Origin of the sequence: Pseudoroseomonas cervicalis ATCC 49957, from assembly GCF_000164635.1 — a bacterium.
In the GTDB taxonomy this organism is placed as follows: domain Bacteria; phylum Pseudomonadota; class Alphaproteobacteria; order Acetobacterales; family Acetobacteraceae; genus Pseudoroseomonas; species Pseudoroseomonas cervicalis.
This window is the reverse complement of sequence record NZ_GG770891.1, coordinates 1-1,413: the sequence shown is the minus strand read 5'-3', so window position 1 is coordinate 1,413 and position 1,413 is coordinate 1. Positions and strand designations below refer to the sequence as shown.

2 protein-coding genes are annotated in these 1,413 nt (G+C 75.4%); one reads left to right on the top strand and one right to left on the bottom strand.

Translation table 11 applies throughout. The features are described 5' to 3' along the window. The coding region (locus HMPREF0731_RS20050) for a hypothetical protein (RefSeq protein WP_040614200.1) at positions 1-613 on the top strand (613 nt) is incomplete at its 5' end. A 94-nt stretch (positions 614-707) separates the two neighbouring features. On the opposite strand, the gene HMPREF0731_RS20045 is transcribed toward HMPREF0731_RS20050, so the two are convergent. Then, on the bottom strand, positions 708-1,337 hold the full coding sequence (locus HMPREF0731_RS20045) for an MlaC/ttg2D family ABC transporter substrate-binding protein (RefSeq protein WP_051014837.1): 630 nt from the start codon (positions 1,335-1,337) through the stop codon (positions 708-710). Positions 1,338-1,413: the final 76 nt, after the last annotated feature.

The window sequence follows — 1,413 nt, the reverse complement described above, 5'->3', positions numbered from 1 at the left end:
GGCCGGGCGCGACCTGGCGGCGGCGACGCGGGAGCTGGGCTACCCCGCCGCGCTGCGCGCGCAGACCCGCTTCCTGGCGCGCGTCATCGACGCGGTGGCGGAGCGGCGGCCGCAGGCGGAGATCCTCTCCCTCTCCGCCGGCCATCTGCGCGAGGCGGAGCTGGTCGCGCATGGCCGCGGCATCGCCCGCTGGGTGATGCAGGACAGCGATGTCGAGGCGCTGTCGCGCGCCCGGCGCGAGGCCCCGCCCGGCCTGCCGCTGCGCGCGCTGCGCTGCGGCCTGCCCTATTTCACCCGCCGGCCCTTCCTGCGCGGCTGCTTCGACCTGATCACCCTGGCCGAGCTGCCAGCCTGTCCGCGCGCCGCGGCCGGGCTGGTGGATGCCGCCTTCGCCGTGCTGAAGCCGGGCGGCTCGCTGCTGCTGGGCAGCGCCGGCCCGGCCCCCGCCGAGGCCGCCTGGCTGGAGGCCTATCTCGGCTGGCGCCCGGCCTGGCGCCAGGCCGAGGAACTGGCCCGGCTGGTGTCGGTGCCGCCGGCCGCCGAGCTGGCCGCCGCCCGGGTGTTCCCCAGCCTCGACGGCCACCGCCTGTATCTGCGGCTGGAGCGGCGCTGAACCCGGCCCAGGTTCATGAAAAAAGGGGCGCATGAAAAAAGGCCGGGGCGCTGCCGCCCCGGCCCGGTGCCCGATGCCGCCGGCGGGCGGCGCCTCAGCGGCCTTCGCGCGCCGCCAGGGCGGCGATCTGGCCGCGCATGGCGTCCAGCAGCGCGGCGACGCGGCCGCCATTGCGGCTGATCACCGCCGAATACTCGCTGCGCTGGGTCAGGCGGAGCGAGGTGCCCTCGGCGATCACATCCACCACCTTGGGCTGGCCGCCGACATCGCCCACCCGCCAGTCCAGGCTGAAGGCGGCGCTGTTCGGGCGCTCGATGATGGTGTTGACCAGCACGTCGTCCTCGGTGCGCTGCTGGCTGCGGCCCAGGCTGAAGCGCACCCCTTCATACTCGCCGAAGCGGGCGGAGAGGTTGCGGATCAGCGTCTCCTCGAACAGCTTCATGTATTCCTGCTGCTCGGCCGGGGAGGCGGTGCGCCACCAGCGGCCCAGGATGAAGCGGCCGACGCCCTCGACATCCACCGCCTGGCGCAGCACGGCGGCCACACGCTGGCGGCGCTGCGCCACCGGCTGCCCGGCGGCGTTGATCACGCCGACCAGCTGCTGCCCGGTGCTCTCGATGAAGCTGGCGGCGCGGTTGATGTCGATCTCGGCCCGGGCCGGGCCGGCCAGGGCGATGGCGAAGGGGGTGGCCAGCGCGGAGGCCAGCAGGGAACGGCGGTGCATCCTGTCCAATCTCATCTCGTTGCGGCCGGAGCGCGGCCCGGTGGGCCGCGAGGCGGGCGGCGTGGGCGGCGGCGGC

Excerpts from the sequence above, each read along its gene's own strand:
- HMPREF0731_RS20045 (WP_051014837.1), bottom strand. The coding sequence starts at position 1,337 with ATGCACCGCCGTTCCCTGCTGGCCTCCGCGCTGGCCACCCCCTTCGCC.